17 protein-coding genes and 1 tRNA gene are annotated in these 20,670 nt (G+C 67.4%); 6 read left to right on the top strand and 12 right to left on the bottom strand.

Translation table 11 applies throughout. The annotated features are described in order from the left end of the window. Positions 1 to 11: 11 nt before the first annotated feature. Positions 12 to 1,280 carry a helix-turn-helix transcriptional regulator gene (locus VUN84_15390; GenBank protein ID XAS63659.1) on the bottom strand — a complete coding sequence of 423 codons (1,269 nt, stop codon included), beginning with the start codon at positions 1,278 to 1,280 and terminating at the stop codon, positions 12 to 14. Between the two features lie 144 nt (positions 1,281 to 1,424). On the opposite strand from VUN84_15390, the gene VUN84_15385 reads away from it, so the two are divergent. After that, positions 1,425 to 1,667, top strand: coding sequence for a hypothetical protein (locus VUN84_15385; GenBank protein XAS63658.1), 243 nt, complete (start codon positions 1,425 to 1,427; stop codon positions 1,665 to 1,667). Positions 1,668 to 1,840: 173 nt separating this feature from the next. On the opposite strand, the gene VUN84_15380 is transcribed toward VUN84_15385, so the two are convergent. From VUN84_15380 to VUN84_15360, 5 genes are all read right to left on the bottom strand, one after another. Then, a tRNA-Pro gene (locus tag VUN84_15380) sits at positions 1,841 to 1,917 on the bottom strand. Between the two features lie 76 nt (positions 1,918 to 1,993). Then, on the bottom strand, positions 1,994 to 3,820 hold the full coding sequence (locus tag VUN84_15375; GenBank protein ID XAS63657.1) for an ABC transporter ATP-binding protein: 1,827 nt from the start codon (positions 3,818 to 3,820) through the stop codon (positions 1,994 to 1,996). After that, complete coding sequence (locus VUN84_15370; GenBank protein ID XAS63656.1) at positions 3,817 to 5,649, bottom strand: ABC transporter ATP-binding protein; 1,833 nt, start codon at positions 5,647 to 5,649, stop codon at positions 3,817 to 3,819. The genes VUN84_15375 and VUN84_15370 overlap by 4 nt, the downstream gene beginning before the upstream one ends. Before the next feature lie 192 nt (positions 5,650 to 5,841). After that, on the bottom strand, positions 5,842 to 6,789 hold the full coding sequence (locus VUN84_15365; GenBank protein XAS63655.1) for a metallophosphoesterase: 948 nt from the start codon (positions 6,787 to 6,789) through the stop codon (positions 5,842 to 5,844). A 3-nt stretch (positions 6,790 to 6,792) separates the two neighbouring features. Beyond that, complete coding sequence (locus VUN84_15360; GenBank protein ID XAS63654.1) at positions 6,793 to 9,138, bottom strand: transglycosylase domain-containing protein; 2,346 nt, start codon at positions 9,136 to 9,138, stop codon at positions 6,793 to 6,795. A 37-nt stretch (positions 9,139 to 9,175) separates the two neighbouring features. Between VUN84_15360 and VUN84_15355 the strand changes: the two genes are divergently transcribed. Genes VUN84_15355 through VUN84_15345 form a run of 3 tightly spaced genes read left to right on the top strand, consistent with a single transcriptional unit; the run spans position 9,176 to position 10,777 of the window. Further along, positions 9,176 to 9,331 carry a DUF4177 domain-containing protein gene (locus VUN84_15355; GenBank protein XAS63653.1) on the top strand — a complete coding sequence of 52 codons (156 nt, stop codon included), beginning with the start codon at positions 9,176 to 9,178 and terminating at the stop codon, positions 9,329 to 9,331. 2 nt (positions 9,332 to 9,333) lie between these two features. After that, positions 9,334 to 9,855 carry a RidA family protein gene (locus VUN84_15350; protein XAS63652.1) on the top strand — a complete coding sequence of 174 codons (522 nt, stop codon included), beginning with the start codon at positions 9,334 to 9,336 and terminating at the stop codon, positions 9,853 to 9,855. 10 nt (positions 9,856 to 9,865) lie between these two features. Continuing rightward, positions 9,866 to 10,777, top strand: coding sequence for an NUDIX hydrolase (locus tag VUN84_15345; GenBank protein XAS63651.1), 912 nt, complete (start codon positions 9,866 to 9,868; stop codon positions 10,775 to 10,777). Positions 10,778 to 11,590: 813 nt separating this feature from the next. Here VUN84_15345 and VUN84_15340 read toward each other — a convergent pair. After that, positions 11,591 to 12,268: a Crp/Fnr family transcriptional regulator gene (locus VUN84_15340; protein XAS63650.1), complete on the bottom strand. Its 678-nt coding sequence runs from the start codon at positions 12,266 to 12,268 to the stop codon at positions 11,591 to 11,593. Positions 12,269 to 12,473: 205 nt separating this feature from the next. On the opposite strand from VUN84_15340, the gene VUN84_15335 reads away from it, so the two are divergent. Next, positions 12,474 to 13,658, top strand: a complete 1,185-nt coding sequence (locus tag VUN84_15335) for a MarP family serine protease (protein XAS63649.1) — start codon at positions 12,474 to 12,476, stop codon at positions 13,656 to 13,658. Between the two features lie 4 nt (positions 13,659 to 13,662). Here the strand turns inward: VUN84_15335 and VUN84_15330 are convergent, their stop codons facing one another. The 5 genes from VUN84_15330 to acs all read right to left on the bottom strand — a co-directional run bounded on the left by VUN84_15330 (position 13,663) and on the right by acs (position 19,001). Further along, entirely contained in the window at positions 13,663 to 14,715 is a 1,053-nt protein-coding gene (locus tag VUN84_15330) for a DUF2332 domain-containing protein (GenBank protein XAS63648.1), read from the bottom strand. Positions 14,716 to 14,717: 2 nt separating this feature from the next. Then, a complete protein-coding gene (gene aroQ, locus VUN84_15325) occupies positions 14,718 to 15,191 on the bottom strand; it encodes a type II 3-dehydroquinate dehydratase (GenBank protein ID XAS63647.1) in 474 nt (157 codons plus the stop codon). Between the two features lie 105 nt (positions 15,192 to 15,296). Then, the gene (locus VUN84_15320; GenBank protein XAS63646.1) at positions 15,297 to 15,680 is read right to left on the bottom strand and encodes an SRPBCC family protein; all 384 of its coding nucleotides are present in this window, start codon (positions 15,678 to 15,680) and stop codon (positions 15,297 to 15,299) included. Next, on the bottom strand, positions 15,680 to 16,921 hold the full coding sequence (locus tag VUN84_15315; GenBank protein ID XAS63645.1) for an NAD(P)/FAD-dependent oxidoreductase: 1,242 nt from the start codon (positions 16,919 to 16,921) through the stop codon (positions 15,680 to 15,682). The genes VUN84_15320 and VUN84_15315 overlap by 1 nt, the downstream gene beginning before the upstream one ends. A 49-nt stretch (positions 16,922 to 16,970) precedes the next feature. After that, on the bottom strand, positions 16,971 to 19,001 hold the full coding sequence (gene acs, locus VUN84_15310; protein XAS65877.1) for an acetate--CoA ligase: 2,031 nt from the start codon (positions 18,999 to 19,001) through the stop codon (positions 16,971 to 16,973). Between the two features lie 397 nt (positions 19,002 to 19,398). Between acs and VUN84_15305 the strand changes: the two genes are divergently transcribed. Continuing rightward, positions 19,399 to 20,670, top strand: a complete 1,272-nt coding sequence (locus tag VUN84_15305; GenBank protein XAS63644.1) for a hypothetical protein — start codon at positions 19,399 to 19,401, stop codon at positions 20,668 to 20,670.

The raw sequence follows: 20,670 nt of genomic DNA, 5'->3' as shown, positions 1-20,670 counted from the left end.
GGGCCAGTCGGCTAGGACTCGGCCGCCGCAGCCGCCTGCGCCCGGCGCTGGGCCAGCCGGATTTCCAGCACAGCGTCCATGGCCTGCTGCACCCGGTCCGAGGCGCCGGCTGAGCTGAATTCCTTCTGGGCTTCCTCGAGGTAGATCAGGGCCTCATCGGATTCACCCGCGGCTTTCAACGCCTTGCCGAGCAGCAGTGCTACTTCGCCGGCGACGTGCTTGGCCAGTACGTCCCTGTCGGCATGGATTTCGCGCAGTTTCTGGACGGCGGCGACGACATCCCCCGTCAGGTAGAGCCAGCGGGCCCGGATGAACGCGACCTCGAGCTGGTCCGTTTTGTTGCCGCCCACGATTGAGAGAGCCAGCTCCGCGCGCTCGATTGAGGACAGGGTTTCCGGCTCCACAATCCCGGAGGACAAACGGACGGCAGCCGAGGCCTTGTTGAAGCGGGCCCAGAGGTCAATGTCGTTGGCGGGGGAGAGCATCAGAGCAGCCCGCTCGTGGTACTTGATGCCTTCGGTGTAGTCATGGCGCATGAAGGCCACGTTGCCTATCACCCAGGCCACTTCGCCGGCGAGCTGGGTCATGGAATGATCATCCATCTGTTCGTTCATGGCCTGGCAGTACTGCCAGGCCTCATCCAGGCGGCCGCTTTCGGCCAGTGCGCCGATGAGGGCGCGCAGGGCGCCGATAATCAACGTGGAGCCCTTCGGCAGTTCGGCGCAGAGCCGCACCGCCTCCTGGGCGTGCTCGACGGCGAGCGCCAGTTGCCCCTGCCCGTGGCACACGGCCGCGAGCATCTGCCGTGCCCGGACGCCAAGGCCGGCCGACTCGGCAGCCATTGGGTGGTCGAGGAGGCGCTGCACAAGATCCTGGCACTCCCTGAGGTGACCCTGCTTCATAAGGCACTCGGCCTGCATGTAGCTCATGTTCCACCATGCGCTGGTGTTCCGGGCCTCGAGGGCGATCTGGGCTGCCGCCGCGGCGTGGGTCGCCGCCAGCGCATAGTCGCGCAGGTCCCAGGCCTGGCGGGCGTACAAGCCTGCGAGGACGTACTCGGCGTCGCTGACGGATACCGGCTGGCTCCATGCCTCCAAGGCCTTGGGGGCGAGCTCAAGCCGCCTCGCCAGCTCCTCAATCACGTCCGCGGTCGGTTCGCGCCGCCCGGTCTCCAGCAGGGAAATGTAGCTGGGCGAGTACAGGTCGCGGCCTAGTTCGGCCTGCGTCAGACCTCGATCTAGCCGTTCAGCTCGGAGCTTCTCCCCGAATCCGTTCCCCACGGGTTCCTCCTAATTCCGGACAGTCTTTGTACTAAATCCTTGACAGTCTCTGTGCAAGCCATTTTACAATGTGTGTCAACAACAGTTGTTACGGGCGTTGTAATGTGTCCGTCCCGCCTTTCCGACCCGTATTGAGGAACCCACATGATCAAAAAGATTGCAGCTTCCGTCGCTTTGGCGGGGGCGCTGGCTCTCTCAGCAGCGGCTCCGGCAGTCCTGTCCGTCAGTGCCATCGGCAACTGGCCGGATCCCATGGGAACCACCCTGGCGATCGGCAACTGGCCCGATCCCATGAGCTCGACCCAGGGAAAGCTCACCGCCATCGGCAACTGGCCGGACCCGATGCGCTCCGCCACCAACATCGGCAACTGGCCCGATCCGATGTAGGCAAGAGCAGGTAGCGCAACAGCTCGGTGGTGGCCCCGGGAAAGGTGAAAACCTCTCCCGGGGCCATTCTTCTGCCCCGACCCGCCACAGCGGTTGTTGAGCAGGCGTCAGGTGCCACCTGTCGGAGGCAGACGCAAAAGAGGGCCTCCCGGCTGGAAGACCCTCTGATGAATTGGTCGGGATGACAGGATTTGAACCTGCGACCTCGTCGTCCCGAACGACGCGCGCTACCAAGCTGCGCCACATCCCGATCCGTTGCTTCAAAAGCAACTTCACAAGAGTATCCGATCCGGGCCCCGGATGCGAAATCGGGCCGCCGGGCCGGATCAGACCAGCGAGTCCTTCCAGGCCCCGTGCAGTTGCGCGAAGCGGCCGCCGCCGCCAATCAGCTCCGCCGGGGTGCCGTCCTCGACGACACGCCCGCCGTGCACCACGAGGACCCGGTCTGCAGTCTCCACCGTGGACAGACGGTGCGCGATGATGAGTGCGGTACGGCCGGCACTGGCGCCGGTGCCCTGCAGCAGTCCCGCCAAACCGGCCTGTACGAGTCGTTCGGAGGGAATGTCCAGTGAGGAGGTGGCCTCGTCCAGGATCAGCACGGCAGGCCGGGCCAGGAAGGCCCGGGCAAAGCTGATCAGCTGGCGTTGCCCGGCGGAGACCCGCCCGCCGCGCTTGTTGACGTCGGTGTCGTAGCCTTCCGGCAGCTCCCGGATAAACTCATGGGCGCCCACGGCCATCGCCGCGTCCTCGATTTCCTGCCGGGAGGCGGCGGGCCGGCCCAGAGCGATGTTGTCCGCCACAGAGCCGCTGAACAGGAAGGCTTCCTGGGTGACCATGACGACGTTCCGCCGCAGGTCCGCCGTCGCAAGCTCCCGCAGGTCCACGCCGTCGAGGGTGAGCGAGCCCGCCGAGACGTCATAGAACCGGGCGATGAGTTTGGCGAGCGTGGACTTGCCGGCGCCGGTCTGGCCCACCAGTGCCACGGTCTGGCCGGCAGGAATGTGCAGGTCCATGGCGGGGATGATGACCGGTCCGTCGCCGTACCGGAATTCGACGCCCTTGAAGTCGACGGTTCCCTTCGCATTGTGCAGGGCCACCGGGTTTTTCGGCGGCCGGACGGTGGGGACCTCCTCGAGCAGGCCGGACACCTTCTCCAGCGCCGCCTGCGCGCTTTGGAAGGAGTTGTAGAACATGGCCATCTGGTCCACCGGCTGGAAGAAGCGCTTGGTGGACAGGATCAGCGCCAGCAGCACACCGACGGCGAGTTCGCCCTCCAGCACGCGGAAGCCGCCAAAGAGCAGCACGACGGCGACGCAGACGTTGCCGATCAGCACCAACCCGGGTTGGAAGATGCCGCTGAGGTTGATCGAGCGGACCGTGACTTTGCGGTAGTCCTCGGAAAGCTCCGTGTACCGGGCTGTGTTTTCGCGTTCCTTGCGGAAGGCCTTGACGGCACGTATGCCGGTCATGGTTTCCACGAAGTGCACGATCAGCCGGGCTGAGACGACGCGGGATTCGCGGAACGCGATCTGGGAGTGCTTCTGGTACCAGCTGGCCAGGAAGTACATCGGTACGCCGGCGGCCAGGACCAGGAGCCCGCTGCGCCAGTCGAGGGCGACGACCGTGATGGCGGTGAAGATCATAAACAGCATTCCCGAGGCCAGCGAGCTGACCCCGGAATCCAGGAGTTCGCGCAGCGCCTCCAGGTCCGAGGTCTGGCGGGCGATGATCCGGCCCGACGTGTACTTCTCATGGAATTCCAGGCTCAGCCGCTGCGTGTGCCTGAAGACCCTGACGCGCAGGTCCAGCAGCATGGCCTGGCTCAGCCGCGCGGTGGAAGTGACGTAGAGGGCGGTAAGGCCCGCCGTCGCGACGGCAGCCGCGAGGTAGGCGGCGCCGGTGAGCAGCAGGGGGAGGTTGTCGCCGGACTGCAGGGCCGGCAGGGCCCGGTCGATGCCGAAGGCGATCAGCGCGGGACCGGCGACCCGCGCCGCCTGGGAGAGCACGACGGCGGCAATGGTCAGCCAGAACCGCCGGCGGACGGGGCGGATCAGCGAACCGAGCAGAGCCAGGGAGCGGCGCCGGACGGTCTTGCTCTCGCTCTTGGACAGATGCGCGTTGTCCTCATTGGCGGTGCCGAAGGTGGCGCTCATCGGGAAACCTCCTCGGCGTTCAGGCCTGACAGTTCCGTGTCCAGCAGCTCGGAGTCCAGGTCCCGGGGTTCCGGGTCGAGGCTGGCGATCACGTAGCGGTAGTGCTGGTTCTCCGCGAGCAGTTCGGTGTGGGTGCCGACGGCGGTGATCCGGCCCTCTTCCAGCAGCGCCACCCGGTCCGCCAGCGCCACGGTGGACGGCCGGTGGGCCACGATCAGCGTCGTGGTGTCGGAGAGCACCTGCCGCAGCCTGGTTTCCACGAGTTCCTCGGTGTTGACATCCAGGGCCGACAACGGATCGTCCAGTACCAGGACCCTGGGCCGGGCGGCGATGGCGCGGGCCAGGGCGATGCGCTGCCGCTGGCCGCCGGAGAGGCTGAGGCCTTCCTCACCGATCAGGGTGTCCAGGCCGGACGGAAGCGAGTACGCGAAGTGGGCCTGGGCGACGTCGAGCGCCTCCTCGAGTGCCTCCTCCATGCGTTCGGCCGGCAGGTCCGCCGGGGCGCCGAGCATCACATTGCTCCGCACCGAGCTGGAGAACAGGATGGTGTCTTCGAAGGCGACGGCCACCACCGTGCGGAGCTCCTCCACGCCGAACTCGCGCAGGTCCACTCCGTCGATGGTGATGGAACCGTTGGTGACGTCATACAGCCGGGGGACCAGCTGCAGCAGGGCGCTTTTGCCGCTGCCCGTGATGCCGACCAGGGCCATGGTTTCCCCGGGTTTAATCTCCAGGTCGATGTCTTTGAGGATCGGTTTGTCCGGGGCGTCCTCATAGGCGAAGGTGGCGTTGTTGAAGGTCAGGGCGCCCTTCAACTCCGTCGGATGCTGCGGCTTTTCGGGGCTCGTGATGGTGTTCACCGAGTCCATCACCTCAAAGTGCCGGTCCACGGCGGTTTTGGCGGTGAGGGCCATGGCCAGCAGCATGCCGCAGAATTCCACCGGGGTGGCGATCACGGCGGCGGTGGCGAAGAACGCCACGAGGGCGCCGATGCTCAGCTCTCCGGTGGAGGCCAGCAGCACGCCGGCGACGAGCCCGGCACCGAGGGCCAGCTCCGGCAGGAGGGTGACCACGAGGCTGAAGGTGGCGAGGTGCTTGGCCTTGACGATTTCCGTCTGGCGGAGCTCCTCGGCTTGTTCGTTGAAGTTTTCCAGCGCCTCAGTGCTGCGGCCGAAAGCCTTGAGTACCCGGATGCCGTGCACCGACTCCTCTACCGTGGTGGCGAGGTCGCCGGCCTGGTCCTGGCTGCGGCGGGCCACCTTGCTGAACCGGGTGCGGAACCGGAAGCCGTAGATCATGATCGGCACCGCCGCGGCGAGGAAGATCAACGCCAGCTGCCAGCTCATCGTGAACATCACCACGACGCCGATCACCACGGTCAGGGTGGTGACCACCAGCATGATGGCGCCGAACGCCATCCAGCGGCGCAGGAAGTTCAAGTCCGTCATGGCGCGGGAGAGCAGCTGCCCGGAACCCCACCGGTCGTGGAAGGAGACCGTCAGATCCTGCAGATGCGCATAGAGGGACACCCGCATCCGGGTTTCGACCGTCGTGGCGGGATTGATCACGAACTGCCGGCGCAGTGCCACCAGGCCGGCTTCGGCAACGCCGAGGACCAGAATGACGAGTGAGGCAATCCAGACCGCGTCCGTGCTGCCGCCGGGCCGAAGAGATTCGTTGACCAGGACCCGCAGCACCTGCGGGATGGTCAGAGCCACCACACTGGCCAGCAGGGCGCACAGCAAGCCCATGATGAGCCGCGGAATGATCGGCTTGACGTGGGGATAGAGACGGCGGATGGAGGAGAAAAATGAGGTCTGCTTGGCCATGCCTGCTTCTTCACGACGCGACTGCGAAATATCTAACGCAAGTGGATGTAGTTTCCTGTAGCAACTACCCTAGGCCATCGCGTGAGCCGGTTCACAGGAAAACGCATGGCATCAGGATCTGGCCCAGTAATTACGTTCCGCAATGAGAAGGCGTGCCCGCCCAGGCCGCAGGGCCTCCGGGCCGGTCCGGGCTCAGGAACGCGCAGTGAGCGTCAGCAGTACCGCTTCGGGCTTGCAGGCGATCCGGACCGGGGCGAAGCGGGAGGTGCCGATCCCGCCTGAGACGTTCACCGGCGTCGTGCGTCCGTTGCTCTCCCAGCCGTGCAAACCCTTCGCGCGCCAGGTGGGGAGGTCGCAATTGGCGACGAGCGCCCCGAAACCCGGAACGCAGATCTGGCCGCCGTGGGTGTGCCCGGCCAGCAGGAGGTCGGCACCGTCCGCGGTGAAGTGGTCCAGGACCCGCTGGTACGGGGCATGGGCGACGGCGATCCGCAGGTGCGGTTTGGCGTCCTGGCCCTTGGTTCCGCGGGGCCAGCCGGCGTACTGTTCGAGACCCAGGTGCGGATCGTCGACGCCGGAGAAGTCAACGCGGAGCCCTCCGATGACCAGGGACTGGCAGCGGTTGGTCAGGTCCACCCAGCCGCCCATGCCAAAGCCGGAACGCAGCCGTGGCCAGTCCAGTGTGGCTGGCTCCTTGGGCTTCGAGGAGGGGCCGGCGAAATACGACGCCGGGTTCTTCAGCCGCGGGGCAAAGTAGTCGTTGGAGCCGGGAACAAAAACGCCGGGAAACGCCATCAGCGGACGCAGTGCCTCCAGCACGGGGTCCACCGCTTTGGCATGGCTGAGGTTGTCGCCGGTGTTCACCACCAGGTCCGGTTCCAGGTCCGCCAGGGAGGACAGCCATGCGGCTTTCCGTTCCTGGCCGGGGACGAAGTGGATGTCGCTGAGGTGCAGGACCCGGATCGGGCCGAATCCCGCCGGAAGAATTGGCAGGGTTTCTTCGCGCAGCACGAACTGGTTCTTTTCCCACAGCCCGTATCCCGCGGCGGCAGCGCCGGTAAGTGCTCCGGCGGCGGCGGTCACGGCAAAGCCGCGCCCGATGTTTCGGGCGCGGCTGGCCAGTGCGTTGATCGTCTCCATGGGTCAGGGCTTCCCGGTTGCGCCGTTGCCGGGCCGTGCGTCCGAGGGCGCCGGAGCGGGCGGCGCGGTGGACGGTGCCGGTGCCGGCGGGTCGGACGGTGCCGGTGCCGGTGCCGAGTCGGACGGTGCCGGTGCCGGGTTGGCCGGAGCCCTGGTGGGCTGCGGGTTGTTCCGGGGGGCCGGAACGGGTGCGGTGCCGTTGACCATGCTCGACGGCGGGGCCGGGAACGGATCGGTGCCGTAGGCCGGCGCCACCTCGGCCATGAAGTTCGAGAACTGCGGACCGGCGATCATGTAACCGTCGATGGCCTCGTAGAACTTCCCGTTCAGCGTCAGTTTGCGTCCCGGCCGGTCCTGGCCGCCCAAGGCGTCGCCGAACCAGGACGCTGTTGCCAGGCCCTTGGTGTAGCCAACCACCCACGTGGAGTTGTTGGGGTCGTTGGTTCCGGTCTTGGCCGCGATCGGGAAGGTAGTCCGCGTTGAGATTCTCGGCTTGATCAGGGAACCGGAACCGCGGTTCAGGACTTCCTGCAGTGCGGCTGTCACGCCGTGCGCGACTTCCGGTTTGATCGCGTCCCGGCATTTGGTTTCCTGGGCCGGCAGGGGGGCGCCGGTAGCGTCCGTGACCGACTCGATGGCGGTGGGTTCGCAGTACTTGCCGTCGTTGGCGAAGGTGGCGAAAGCACTCGCCATGGTCAGTGGCGAAGTCTGCGTTGCACCGATCAGGTTGGACAGGCGCGTCATGGGAACGGGCTCGTTGGTTTGACCGGCGTGGATTCCGACGGCGTCCACGATCTTCTGAATGCCGCAGAGGTCCACTTGAGCCGCGGTGGCGAAAGTCATGGTGTTGATGGAGTTGGCCAGGCCATCGACGACCGTCATGTTCTTGTAGTAGCCCTCTTCGGCGTTCTGCAGGTCGTCGGCCGCGCCGAGTGACTTTTCCGCTGTGTTGTATGCGCCGTCCACGGGGGTGGGGCAGGTGTTCTTCCACCGGTAATTCAAGGGGTACCTGCGGACGGAGCCGTTGAGGACGGTGTTCATGGACCTGCCCTCGTCGAGCCATTCTGCGAAGGTGAAGGGTTTCATGGTGGAGCCCGGCTGGAAACCGCCGAGGCCGCCGAGGTCGTTGCCCTGGGCGTCCTTCATATCAACGTTGAAGTTGATGACGTTGTTGAACTTTCCTTCGGCTTCCAGGAACTGGGTGTTCTGGGCCATGGAGACGATCTTGCCGGAACCGGGCTGAATGGACACCAGTGAGGCTCCCCATTTGTCCGGGTTCTCCCCGGCAGAACCGTCCACCTGGGTCTGCGCGATGGACTGGGCGCTCGGGTCCAGGGTGGTCTTGATGGTCAGGCCGCCGCGGAAGATTTTCCGTTCGCGTTCGGTGGCATCGGCGCCGTAGGCGGGGTTGTTCAGCATCAGGTGCAAAACGTAGTCGCAGAAGTACGGCGCCGTCGCGGAGTAGGCACAGCCCTGGCGGGGCTGGGTGACCTTGGTTTCGATCGGCGTGGCCACGGCGGCGTCGTAGTCGGCCTGCTGGATTTTGCCCTGGCTCAGCATGGACTGCAGGACCAGGTCCCGGCGGCCCTTGGCGTTCTCCGGGTTGGTGATCGGGTCGAAGAAGGACGGGCTGTTGACAAGCCCTGCCAGCAGTGCGGCCTGCGGCAGCGTCAAGTCCTTGGCCGTGGTGCTGAAGAAGAACTTAGACGCGGCCTCAATGCCGTACGCGTCACGGTTGAAGAACACGATGTTGAGGTAGCCCTCGAGGATCTGTTCCTTGGTGAACTTCTTCTCCAGCGCGATGGCCAGCTTCATTTCGCGGAGCTTGTCGCCGACGCCCTTGTTCACGCCGTTGAGCAGCACCTGGTCGCTCTTGCCCTCGGCCTCGAGGGAGGAGTTGATGACGTTGTTCACGTACTGCTGGGTGATGGTGGAGGCGCCCTGTTTGTTGCCGCGAGCCGTGCTGACCAGCGCCCGCATGATGCCGGTGGTGTCCACGCCGCCGTGCTCATAGAAGCGGCTGTCCTCGATGGCAATGACCGCGTCCTTGATATACGGGGACATCTGGTCGAGGGAGACTTTGGTGCGGTTTTCCGCGTAGAGGTTGGCGATCACGCTGCCGTCGGAGGCGAGGATGGTGGTCGACTGGCTTGGCGGGTCCACGTTGAGTTCTGCCGGCAGGGTCTCGAAGAACTTGATCGAGCCGCTGGCGGTGCTGCCGGTCACGGCGGCCGCAGGGACCAGCAGCCCCGCCACCAGGACGCCGCAGATGGCGCTCACGCCCAGGAAAAGAATGATCTTTCCGAGGGTGGTGGCCGTGTCAAAGAGAGGGTTTTTACCAGTCGCCATGTTTTCCACTTTAGCGGCAAGGACTAGGCTTTAGCTCATGACCAAATGGGAGTACGCAACGATTCCGCTCATTATTCACGCCACGAAGCAGATTTTAGACCAGTGGGGTGACGACGGCTGGGAGCTTGTCCAGGTGGTGACGGGCCCCGACGGAAACGGCCTGGTTGCTTACCTGAAGCGGGAGAAGCAGTAGCCATGAGCACACCCGCCCCCGCTGCGTCCGGCGCGGCGTCCGCCGTCGAGCAGCGCCTTGCCGAACTGGGCCTGGCGCTGCCCGACGTTGCTGCGCCGGTGGCCGCCTACGTCCCCGCCGTGATCTCCGGCAACCATGTTTATACGTCCGGCCAATTGCCGTTCGTGAACGGCAAGCTGGAGGCGACCGGCAAGGTCTCCGCCGGCACGGAGGGTGCTACGGACGAGGCCACTGTCTCGCCCGAAGCTGCCCGGCAGTACGCAGCCGTGTGTGCTGTCAACGCCCTGGCCGCCGTCAAGAGCGTGATCGGGGACCTCGACCGGATCACAAGGATCGTCAAGGTTGTTGGTTTCGTGTCCTCCGATCCGTCCTTCACCGGCCAGCCCGCTGTGATCAACGGGGCCTCCGAACTGCTCGGCAAAGTCTTTGGCGACGCCGGCCAGCACGCACGGTCCGCCGTCGGTGTGTCCGTCCTCCCTCTCGACTCCCCGGTTGAAGTCGAACTGATCGCTGAATTCGCCTAGGTCTGATCCCTTGCCCCAGTTAGCCCGACGCCTGTTCGCCCTTCCCCCGGATCTTGAGGGGGCCGCCCGCAGCTGGCTTGATCACGGCGAGCGGACCCCCCGAGCGCCCCGCTTTGCGTCGTCTGTGGTGTTGTTGCGGGATTCGCCTACCGGGCTGGAGACCTGGCTGGGATACCGGCCCGGTTCGTCACCCCTGGGCGTTCTCGCGTTCCCCGGCGGGTCGCTGGAGGCGTCCGACGACGACGCCGTCGGCTGGCTGGGCCCGTCGCCGCAGTATTGGGCTGAGCACATGGGCACCGCCGATGTCGGGCTGGCGCGCCGCCACGTAGTGGGCGCCATCCGTGAATTGTTCGAGGAAACCGGCATCCTGCTGGCCGGAACGGACTTGTCCAGCACGGTGGAGGCGACCTCCAAGGCCGAGTGGATGCGGGCCCGGGTGGCGGTGGCGGACCAGGAAAAGACTTTCACCGAGGTGCTCGCGAAGCGGGGGCTCTCGGTCCGGACCGATCTGCTCAAGCCCCTTGTTAACTGGCTCAGCCCCGACTTCGCGCACCGGCGGTTCAATACCCGCTATTTCGCGGCGACAGTGCCGGTGAACCAGCAGCCCTCGCTGCTCGCCAGTAAAGGCGTCTGGGGCCGGTGGGTTTGCGTCCGCAAGGTCGTCGACGGCAGGGACACCCCTGCGCTGGGCGATGAGGTGGGCCAGGAGAACACCGTTGGCCGGACGCTCGGCCAGCTTCTGGTGCCCGGTTCGGAGATTATGCTCGAAAAGATGGCGTCCGCGAACGGCTGCATTGCCTACCTGAGTTACAAGCGCAAGGCCCATGTGTACCAGCCGAAGCTGGTCGAAGAAGACGGCCGGCTTCTGCTCGAGGTCGAGGCGGCCAAGACCGTCGCCGGAGATCCCCAGCGCGAACGCTGACGCGACGCTGCCCTGACTGACGCGCCGGTGCGCCGGTGCGCTGGCGCGCGGCCGGTGTGTCCGGCTGACGCGCCGGCGTGTCCGCAGGGCTGTCCGGCCGACGCGCTGGCGTGCGGCCGACGCGCTGGCGTGCGGCCGGTGTGTCCGGCTGACGCGTCGGCGTGTCCGCAGGGCGCGTGGGCCGTGTGCGCTTCGGACATGCCCTCCGCTGGCCCGCACCACTGGACATAACGGCATCATGTCCATCTGTTGCTGCCAGGACCGGGCATGTCCTTCAGCGCCACGTTCCAGGGATGGGCATATCCTCTGCTACCCCTCAATAACGGGCATGTCCGATCGTTGACTCCGAGAACGGGCATGTCCTTTCGTGCGCTGCGGCGTGGCACATGTCCTCCGCGCAGACCACCTACCCACTGGACATGCCCTCCGCTGGCCCGCACCAGTGGACATAGCGGCATTATGTTCATCTGTTGCCGTCAGGGAGGGGCATGTCCGATCGTTGACTCCGAGAACGGGGATGTCCTTTCGTGCCTCCGAAGAACGGGGATGTCCACTCGTGTGCTGCGGCGTGGCACATGTCCTCCGCGCAGACCACCTACCCACTGGACATGCCCTCCGCCGGCCCGCACCGGTGGACATAGCGGCATTATGTCCATCTGTTGCCGCCAGGAACGGGCATGTGCTTCAGAGCGCAGTTCCACGGTTGGGCATGTCCACTCCCGGCTGGAGGGAACGGGCATGTCCCCGCCGGATTAATCGCCGAAGGCCGGCTCCGTTTTCACGGGCCGGCCTTCGGGGTGCTGCCAGACAGGCTTAGCGGGAGCGCTGGCGGAGGCGCTGCATGTCGAGAATGACGACGGCGCGTGCCTCCAGCCGCAGCCAGCCGCGCTGCACGAATTCCGCGAGCGCCTTGTTGACGGTCTCGCGGGATGCGCCCACCAGTTGCGCCAGTTCCTCCTGGGTGAGCTCGTGGGCCACCAGGACGCCGTCGGTGGCGGGACGGCCGAAGCGGTCCGCCAGGTCCAGCAGGGCCTTGGCGACGCGGCCCGGAACGTCAGAGAAAACAAGGTCGGACAAAGAGTCATTGGTGCGGCGCAGGCGCCGTGCCAGGGCCTGCAGCAGTTGTGCCGAGACTTCCGGTCGGGTGCGCAGCAGGGCGTTCAGGCTCTCATTCTTCAGCCCGGCCAGCCGTGTTTCCGAGACGGCGGTGGCCGTCGCGGTGCGCGGGCTCGGATCGAACAGTGCCATTTCGCCGAACAGCTCGCCCGGGCCGAGGATGGCGAGCAAGGACTCGCGGCCGTCCGGGGAGGTGCGGCCGAGCTTGACCTTGCCGGAAACGATGAAATACAGCTGATCGCCCTGGTCGCCTTCCCGGAATACCGAGGCTCCGCGTGAGAGGTCCACCTCGGTGAGTTCGTCCGTCAGCAAACGGAACGCCTCGTCGTCGAGCGTGGCGAACAGGGGTGCGCGGCGCAATACCTCGATATCCATAAAATCTCCTGACTAACTGTGTCGGCTGGGGCGCTTCAGCCATTGTTTCAGAAGTTTGGCGCATCTGTGACGTACTTGGCACTGAGACGCGCGAAACGTCGTGTCCGGAGGGGCATCGTCCGCTGTCCCGGCACCCTCCCCGTCCCGGGGGAATTCCCAGCCCGCGCCGGTAGAATTGTGGCTTACCTGCCTGTAAGGAGCCTCGGTGTTCGGCTTGACCATCCTGGACCTCGTGTTGATTCTGACGCTGCTGTCCTACCTGTTCCACGGCCTGCGCAATGGCTTCCTCGTCACGGTTGGCGGCATCGCCGGGTTCGCCGCTGGTGCCGTGGCAGCGTTTGTCTCCGTCCCCGTCGTCAGCGGGCTCGTGGAGGACAGCGGCTGGCGCCTCACGGCCATTATCGCCACGGCTGTGTTGCTGATGGCCTTGGGCCACGCCCTGGGCACCGCCATCGGCCGCAGCATCCGCAACGTCGTCCGGATCAGCCCGCTGCGGTCCGTGGACCGGCTGGCCGGCGGCGGCGTCAACGTGGTGGTCGCTGCCCTGGTCATGTCCATGCTGGCCTTCAGCGTCGGCGCGCTCGGCGTCCCCTTCGTTTCCCAGCCGCTCGCCGAGTCCAAGGTGATCCGCTTCATCGACGGCGTGACCCCGGTCCCGGTGAAGACGTCCATGGCACAACTGCGCTCGGCCGTAATCGGTGAGGGGATTCCCACGATCTTCGAGGGCATCGGACAAGGTCAGCCCGCCGTAGTCCCGGACACCAGCACCGACACCCCGGCGCTGAACAACGCCGCGGCCTCGGTCCTGAAGATCGCGGGCACCGCCTACCAGTGCGGCCAGAACCAGACCGGAACCGGGTTCGTCGTAGCTCCGGGACGGGTGGTGACGAACGCCCACGTGGTGGCCGGCGTGCCGGAACCTGTGGTGCAGATCCCCGGCGGCGGCGCCCTGCCCGGGCGCGTGGTCTATTTCGACGCGCAACACGACCTCGCCGTCATGGCCGTGGACGGCTTACGGTCCGCGCCGCTGCCGCTCAGCCCGGACCTGCCGGCCGGGAGTCCGGCCGCCTTTGCCGGCTACCCCCATGGCGGCCCGTTCCAGTCCAAGCCCGCTACCGTGCAGGACATCACGAGCGTCCTGGTCCCGGATATCTACGGCAACAACCCCGCGGCCGAGGACGTCTACCGGCTTGCCGGCGATGTCCAGCCGGGCAACTCGGGCGGGCCGCTGCTGACCTCCGAGGGCCGGGTGGCCGGCGTCGTCTTCGCCAAAGCCACAGGCGAAACCTCGGTCGGCTACGCCATAACCATGGCCGATCTGGGGCCGGTGGCGGCCCGGGCACCGGAACTCGGCAACGCGGTGTCCCCCGGTCAGTGCATCCAGAAGTAGGCCGCTAAAGCCATTCCAGGCTCTGCCCGTGCGGGCCGGTGATAGCCACCGGACTGCCGTTGTGCAGCAGCAGGAACCGGCCGCGGAGCCGGGACTCGTCCATCTCGGGGACCACGCTGGAGCCGTCCGCCTGGATGATCACCGTGTGCCCTTCGTTGGAGAGCCAGTGGCAGCCGCGTTCGACGGCGAGCCGCGCCATGGTGCTGCGGAACCGGTCGCGGGCGTCCGGATCCAGGTAGGCGAGCACGGCGCTGTGGAAGACCACCAAGGTGGCGTCCGACGGCGCCCGGGCGGCCAGGGCGAGGAGCTGGTCGTTGAGGTCCCCGGCCACCAGCAGGGGAGGGGCGTGCTGCGCGATCGCGACCGCCCGGCGCAGCCGCTCGCGCCGGAACTCCTGTTCCGGCCAGATCAGCGCTTCGAGCCACGCGACGTCGTCGGGGTCCCGGACGTCCAGGGGGTTCAGATCGATGCCGGCGCGCCAGAGAACCTCCGGGAGTTCCGCCGGCAGCGGGACGGGGCCGGAGACGGTGCAGCCCAGGACCGGATAACTGCCGGGAACGGCTCCGGCCGGGGCCAGCCGGGCAACCTGGCCGCCCAAGATGTACTCATAGCCGTAGCGGTCCGGGAACAGGGCGAGGCCGGCTGAGGCTCCGACCTCGATGAGCGCCAGCGGGCGACCGCCGTCGTTGGCGATCCGCGCCAGGGAAGGCAGCAGCGTGGCGCACCGTCCGGCCTCATTGGTCTGGGTGGCGCGGCTGAGGACAATCCGTGAAATATCCTCCCAGCGGCCGTCGAGGAACGCCCTGAAGTCCGGGTACGGGCTGATGCTCGCGCCCAGGAACCGGGCCGCGGCGAGCATCAGCAGGGGCTGGCGCTTGTTGTACGGCCATTCGTTGATCCGCGCGATCAGCTCCGGGTCATCCGCCATGCGCACCGACCATTCGGCGTAGCAGGCGGAGTTGCCGGGCGCGTCCACGGTGCCGAAATGCCGGTACCACTCCGCCGTTGCGGAGCCGGCACTGCCAGCTTCCCCGTCCCCGGGAGCACCGGTGGGCATGCTCAGTCCCGGCCGGCCCGCAGCCCGGCGAGGTACTCGACGGCGAACCGGTAGCCCAGGATGCCGGCCCCCGCGATCACTGCCTTGCTGACGGCCGAGAGGTAGGAATGGTGCCGGAACTCCTCGCGGGCGTGGACGTTCGTGAGGTGGACCTCGACGGCGGGCAGTTGCACCGCGGAAATGGCGTCGCGGATGGCCACCGAGGTGTGGGTGTAGGCGCCGGCGTTGATGACGATGCCGATGGCCTTGCCGCGGGCTGCGTGGATGGCGTCCACGAGTCCACCCTCGTGGTTCGACTGAAAGCACTCGACGTCGAGGCCATGGGCCGCGGCGGCGTCCCGGGCGAGTTGTTCGACGTCGGCAAGGGTCGCCGTGCCGTACTTCTCGGGTTCGCGGGTTCCGAGCAGGTTCAGGTTGGGCCCGTTAAGGACCAGGATCATGCCGCGGCCGGCGCCGTCGGAGGGGGCTTCGCTCATGCCTGCCAATGTATCGCGTTGGGCCGGCACAGGCGGGGTGTGTTGACGGGAAAGTGTCCCCTTGGGCAGCGTCCAGCGCAGAACGTCCGGCAAGCAGGAAAGCCGTTAGGGCGCTGCGAGCCGCTCAATCCGGCGCAACGCCGCGGCGCAGACCGGCAGGTACACCGCCGCCCACCAGGGCACAGTGAACGTGACGAGGCAGCCGCGGTCCTGCGGGACGACGCGGTGCCCGGTCGCCGGAATTCCCGCCACCCGCCATGACCAGGAGCGTCCGGGCGCAAACGCCGTAACGGTGTAGGGCAGCGCCACCCCCAGGATAGTGCGGACCTTTCCGCGGCTGCCGAGCCCGAGGGGAGCCGGCGCCGTGCCGGCCGGGGCGGACTCCACACCGGTGACGGACGGCCCCCAGGCGGCCCACCGCCCGGTGTCGGTGAGCAGCGCCCACACGTCCTCTGCGGACGCGGGGACCCGGCGCGACACGGACCACATCACCGCGGCCGGCCGAGAACAGACAACGCGGCGCGGTGGCCGCTGGCCAGGGCGCCCTGGATGGAGGCCGTGTCCCGGTAGTCGCCGCAGATCACCAGTCCGGAGCGGCCGTCCACCGGCCCGCGGGACCGCAATGGTGGCGGCTGCAGGGGCAGGGCGTGCGGAATCTCGTGCCGCGCCACCAGCTCCCAGCCTGCCGGGGAAGACCCGAAAATTTCCCCGGCGTGGCGGCGGACGTCATCTTCGGACGGAACCGCCCGGCCCCGGCCGAACAGCGCTGACGTCTGGATCAGGTGCCGTCCGGCGGGAGCGTAGCTCGGTGCGGCGTTGGAAATGACAGCGGCGTTGACGAGCGGGCCGCCAGGAACGCTGCGCCCGTCCACACAGATCATGTCGGCATCGCTCGGTGCGGCATCCGCCGCGAACCAGTGCGTCAGCACCCCTTTCATGGCCGGAACGTCCTCCCCCTGCAATTCGGCGGCCCCGCGCGGGTCCGCGGCGAGCACCACGTGGCGGGCCCGGACCACGGTGTCCGTTGCGGTGACCCGGACCCCCGCCCCGTCCGCGGTCATCGAGACCGCGCGGGTAGAGGTTTGGACCGGGGTGTGCAGGCTGCCCGCCAACTGCCGGGGGAGGGCCTGCATGCCGTCGCGCGGCAATCCCGGCACCCCGGTCGCGAAGACCCGCACCAACTGCAGCGCAAAATCGTTTGAGGTGCTGCCCTCATCTTCCAGCAGGACACCGGCAAGGAACTGGTCCACTGCCCGGCGGAGTCCGCCCGAGCAGCCGGCCCGGTCCAGGGCCTTTCGCAATGACACATCGTGGCCGGGCTTCCGGCGTGAGCTGGCTAAGGCCGGGCCCGCCCACCGCAGCAACCCCGCCACGGCTCGGGGGGTCAGCATTCCGCTGCGCAGGGTCGGCAGGATCATGCGCGGTTCGCGCAGCGGATGGGCCAGCACGGCCAGCGAATCCTGGCCTCGGACCCGGATGCCGGCACCGAAAGCCTGCAGCGCCAATGCCTCGACGTCCACCCACTGGCGGACCGCCGGGTAGGCAGGATTCAGCACCTGGAAGCCGCGGTCCACGAGGAAGCCGTCGACCCGGTCCGTGCGCATTCTGCCTCCGACGTCATCGGAGGCTTCCCAGACCAGCACATCGCGGCCGGCGGCCTGCAGCTCGCGGGCACACTGCAGGCCGGCGAGGCCGGCGCCGAGCACCAGCACGTCACACGACTCCGTCATGTCCGCCCCGGCCCGGGCCGGACAGTCCGCACCGCGTGGACCGGGCCGCTCACTTTCGCAGCGAGTGCGCGATCTGGGCCATCACCGTGTTGTCGGCCAGGGTGGTGGCGTCGCCCACCTCGCGTCCTTCCGCAACGTCCTTAAGCAGGCGGCGCATGATTTTGCCGGAGCGGGTCTTGGGCAGTTCGGGCACCACCAAGATGGTCTTGGGCTTCGCGATCGGCCCGATCTCCTTGCTGACGTGGTTCCGCAGTTCCTGCACGATCGCGTCCCCGGTGTCCACAGCGTCCCCGCGCAGGATGACGAAGGCCACCACCGACTGCCCGGTCGTCTCGTCCGCTGCGCCGACGACGGCGGCCTCCGCCACAGCCGGGTGGCTGACCAGCGCCGACTCGATCTCCGCGGTGGAGAGCCGGTGGCCGGAAATGTTCATCACGTCATCCACCCGGCCGAGCAGCCAGATGTCGCCGTCCTCGTCCTTCTTGGCGCCGTCGCCGGCAAAGTACATGGTCTCAAAACGCGACCAGTAGGTTTCCTTGAAGCGTTCCGGGTCACCCCAGATGCCGCGCAGCATGGCCGGCCAGGGCTCGCGGATCACGAGGTAGCCGCCGGAACCGTTGGGCACGGACTCGCCGGCCTCATCCACGACGTCCACGGCGATGCCCGGCAGGGGTACCTGGGCGGAGCCGGGCTTGGTGGCCGTGACCCCGGGCAGCGGGGCAATCATCTGCGCGCCCGTTTCGGTCTGCCACCAGGTGTCCACGATCGGGGCCGGTGTTTCCTTCCGTTCGCCGTTCTTGCCGGCGTTGCCGCCAATGACCTCGCGGTACCACATCCACGCCTCGGGGTTGATGGGTTCGCCAACGGAGCCCAGGACCCGGATCGAGGAAAGGTCCGATTTCGCCGGAATTTCCTTGCCCCACTTCATGAACGTCCGGATGGCGGTGGGAGCCGTGTAGAGAATGGACACCCGGTACTTCTCCACGATCTCCCACCAGCGGCCCTGGTGCGGGGAGTCCGGCGTGCCCTCGTAGATGACCTGGGTGGCGCCGTTGAGGAGCGGCGCGTACGCGACGTAGGAGTGCCCGGTGATCCAGCCGACGTCGGCCGTGCACCAGTAGACGTCGGTATCGGGCTTGAGGTCGAAGACGGCCTTGTGCGTGTAGGCGACCTGGGTGAGGTAGCCGCCGGTGGTGTGCAGGATGCCCTTGGGTTTACCCGTGGTGCCGGAGGTGTAGAGGATGAAGAGCGGGTGTTCGGCGTCGTGGCCCACCGCGGTGTGCTCGGTGGAGGCGGCCCCGACGGTGTCGTCCCACCAGTGGTCCCGGCCGTCATGCCAGTCCACGTCCTGGCCGTTGCGCTTGACGACGATGACGTTCTGCACGGTGTGGCCGTCACCGTCTCCCTCGTGGGCAAGGGCCTCGTCGACGGCGGGCTTGAGTGCGCTGGGCTTGCCGCGGCGGTAGGTACCGTCCGCGGTGACGACGAGCTTGGCCTCGGCGTCATCTATCCGCGAACGGAGCGCCTCGGCGGAGAAACCACCGAAAACCACGGAATGGATGGCGCCGATCCGGGCGCACGCCAGCAGCGTGATGACGGCCTCGGGAATCATAGGCAGGTACACCGCGACCCGGTCGCCCTTGGCGACGCCGAGGGACTCGAAGGCGTTGGCGGCCTGCTTGACCTCGTCGGTGAGCTGGGCGTAGGTGTAGGTGCGGGTGTCGCCGGGTTCGCCCTCGAAGTAAATCGCGACCCGGTCCCCGAGGCCGGCTTCGACGTGGCGGTCCAGGGCGTTGTACGCGGCGTTGACTTCGCCTCCGACAAACCACTTCGCAAACGGAGGGTTGGACCAATCCAGGGCCTGGCTGAAGTCCTTGCTCCAGGTCAGCAGCTCGTGGGCCTGCTTCGCCCAGAACGCGGGCCGGTCGGCGTCGGCCTCGGCGTAGTCCGCGGCCGTGACCACCGCGTTCGCGGCGAACTCGGGGGAGGGGGCGAATTTTCGGTTCTCCTGCGACAGGTTTTCGAAGGCGTCGCCGTTGGGCGCCTGCGTGGTCGTGGATCCGGGGGTCTGCTGGGACATGGTGAACCTCATCATTCATCGATCCTTGCTGTGCGGCATCCCCGGACCGCCGCACAGCCGAGCCGCTTGCGCGGCATCGGGCATGGGCTGATCGCGGGCGTCCCGCAAGAGCTGTTCCGAAATACACACTAACGCTTGAACGGTTGCCGGCGTGTGCGGGGTCACATGGTGGGCCGTGAGCGGTGTTTGTTAAGCGCCGAATGGCGGCGGATGACCTCCGCAGGGGCGTACTTCCGCCCCCGTGCGCCCGGCTTGTCAGCTAGTGATCGGCCACCCACTTGACTAGGCTGAGATGAAGTTGTGACATCCGATGGAGGCGACGGGGCTGCTCATGGTCCCTGCTCGGCCTGCCGTTAGACGGCGCTGTCCAGAGTGCCGCCATGCTAAGGAGAACCGAATGAACGAGCAAACCAACGGCCAGCTGAAGCCGGCCACCCCAGGCCAAGACGGCAGCGCGGACCGGTCCGCCAGCTCCGGGGAAGCGCCCCGCTCCACGGTGGACAAGGCAGCCGGCAGGAAGAACGAGGCCATCTTTGGGCCGTTCACCATCCGCGACGTCACTGTTTTCGGTTCCACGCTGATTCTTTTCGTCGCCTCGCTGATCCCGATGTTCGGCGTCGGCTACAACCTGTGGAATTTGGGAAGCCTGTTTTTCCTGGGCCTGGGGATCCTGCTGCCGGTGATCGTGGTGGCCCTGTTCGTGGCCCGCCGCGTCAGCCCGGGAACGCGGATCCGGATCGGCTCCCTGTCGGTGGACCAGTTTGGTTCCGTGGTGTCATCTTTTGCTGTCGGGTTCTTCTTCCTCGCCGTCGCAGGTGCGTATGTTTCCAGCATGCTGCTTGGCCTGATCGGCGCCCTCGGGCTGTTCGCGGCCACCGTGCTTGGCCGTTTCATTCCCGTGTTCGCGCGAGATTTCCTGGGCCGCGCCGAAGTGCCGGCCCACGTTGTGGCCCGCGAATCAGCGGTCCCCGTCCGCAAACCCCGGGCCCCCAAGGCGCCGGCGCAAGCCGCGGACGGAACGCGGCCCAAAGCGGCCGGCCCGAACGCCGTCGCCGGCTGGGCCAAGCGGATGACGTCCGGCGGCGCGTCCAATGCCGGAACCGGGACGGGCGCCGCCGGGGCAGCCGCGGCGCCGCCGGCTCACGGATCGACAGCCCAGGCACCCGCCCCCGCGCCGGTGGTGAGCTCCACGGAGCCCCGGACGTCCGGCGCCGTGCCGGGCGCGTCCGCGCCGCAGACGCCAGCCTCCGGCGAGGGGACCACGGCCGCCGTCGTGACGCCTGCCGCGAACGCCGCCATGGGCGGGAAAGACCCGGATGCCCGGGACCGCGCCGCCGAGGAAACCCGCGCCTCGGTTGTGCCGGCAGCGTCCGCCAGCGCCCCCACCACGGTGAATCCCCAGGTCCGCCAGGAGGAGCCGATCGGTGCGACCGTCGATCCGGCAAGCCGTCCCGGGGACGTTGCCGGACAGCCCGCCCATGAGGCCTTCTGGTTCGCTGTCGCCCAGCCCCGCCCGGCCATGGACGAACGCACCGGAACGCCGGCCTTCGTGGTCGAACCCGGCGGGTGGGTGCTCGCCTTGGAGGACCGGGGGCACGAATTCCTGGTCCAGCACACCGACGGCCGGGTTGGCGTGCTCCGCGACCTCAGCAACATCGAACGCGGCTAA

The organism is Micrococcaceae bacterium Sec5.8, from assembly GCA_039636775.1.
GTDB lineage: Bacteria > Actinomycetota > Actinomycetes > Actinomycetales > Micrococcaceae > Arthrobacter.
The sequence above is the reverse complement of the archived record's forward strand: the minus strand, read 5'-3'. Positions and strand labels throughout refer to the sequence as shown.

What these genes read in the sequence shown, in the direction of transcription:
- VUN84_15350 (XAS63652.1), top strand. Translation starts at nt 9,334, where the DNA reads ATGAGCACACCCGCCCCCGCTGCGTCCGGCGCGGCGTCCGCCGTCGAG.
- VUN84_15315 (XAS63645.1), bottom strand. Translation starts at nt 16,921, where the DNA reads ATGACGGAGTCGTGTGACGTGCTGGTGCTCGGCGCCGGCCTCGCCGGC.
- aroQ (XAS63647.1), bottom strand. Translation starts at nt 15,191, where the DNA reads ATGAGCGAAGCCCCCTCCGACGGCGCCGGCCGCGGCATGATCCTGGTC.
- VUN84_15305 (XAS63644.1), top strand. Translation starts at nt 19,399, where the DNA reads ATGAACGAGCAAACCAACGGCCAGCTGAAGCCGGCCACCCCAGGCCAA.
- VUN84_15320 (XAS63646.1), bottom strand. Translation starts at nt 15,680, where the DNA reads ATGTGGTCCGTGTCGCGCCGGGTCCCCGCGTCCGCAGAGGACGTGTGG.
- VUN84_15365 (XAS63655.1), bottom strand. Translation starts at nt 6,789, where the DNA reads ATGGAGACGATCAACGCACTGGCCAGCCGCGCCCGAAACATCGGGCGC.
- VUN84_15360 (XAS63654.1), bottom strand. Translation starts at nt 9,138, where the DNA reads ATGGCGACTGGTAAAAACCCTCTCTTTGACACGGCCACCACCCTCGGA.
- VUN84_15370 (XAS63656.1), bottom strand. Translation starts at nt 5,649, where the DNA reads ATGGCCAAGCAGACCTCATTTTTCTCCTCCATCCGCCGTCTCTATCCC.
- VUN84_15330 (XAS63648.1), bottom strand. Translation starts at nt 14,715, where the DNA reads ATGCCCACCGGTGCTCCCGGGGACGGGGAAGCTGGCAGTGCCGGCTCC.
- VUN84_15340 (XAS63650.1), bottom strand. Translation starts at nt 12,268, where the DNA reads ATGGATATCGAGGTATTGCGCCGCGCACCCCTGTTCGCCACGCTCGAC.
- VUN84_15355 (XAS63653.1), top strand. Translation starts at nt 9,176, where the DNA reads ATGACCAAATGGGAGTACGCAACGATTCCGCTCATTATTCACGCCACG.
- VUN84_15385 (XAS63658.1), top strand. Translation starts at nt 1,425, where the DNA reads ATGATCAAAAAGATTGCAGCTTCCGTCGCTTTGGCGGGGGCGCTGGCT.
- VUN84_15375 (XAS63657.1), bottom strand. Translation starts at nt 3,820, where the DNA reads ATGAGCGCCACCTTCGGCACCGCCAATGAGGACAACGCGCATCTGTCC.
- acs (XAS65877.1), bottom strand. Translation starts at nt 19,001, where the DNA reads ATGTCCCAGCAGACCCCCGGATCCACGACCACGCAGGCGCCCAACGGC.